Source organism: Sphingomonas sp. 10B4, assembly GCF_035019905.1.
GTDB lineage: Bacteria > Pseudomonadota > Alphaproteobacteria > Sphingomonadales > Sphingomonadaceae > Sphingomonas > Sphingomonas glacialis.
In genome coordinates this window covers 1-341 of the sequence record NZ_JASJVC010000233.1, presented here as the reverse complement: position 1 = coordinate 341, position 341 = coordinate 1, and the positions used below count along the sequence as shown (strand labels likewise).

Here is a 341-nt window from a genome sequence, read left to right as displayed (position 1 = left end):
GGTCGGTTTTGATAACAAGGGCAGTCCGCAAGAGTCGCTCAATATCTTGAAAACCGTGATCGACAAAGGTTTTCGCTACATCACCCAGGGCAATGGCTCGGGCGTGGGCTTGGCTTTGCTCGATGCGGTAAATAAATACAACGAACGCAATCCCGGCAAGGAAATCATTTATCTCAATCATGCGGCGGTCGATCCTGACATGACCAATAGTAAATGCAGCTTCTGGCATTTCCGCTTTGATTCCAACTCAGACATGAAAATGGAATCCCTGACGACTTATATGGCGCAGGATAAAAATATCAAGAAGGTTTATATCATTGGTCAGAACTACTCTTTCGGTC

The 341-nt window shown here is 45.7% G+C and carries 1 protein-coding gene; it reads left to right on the top strand.

Annotated elements, in window-relative coordinates:
• Positions 1 to 341 (top strand): ABC transporter substrate-binding protein (locus tag QN347_RS19615; protein ID WP_323494368.1); only part of this gene is annotated, 341 nt, incomplete at both ends.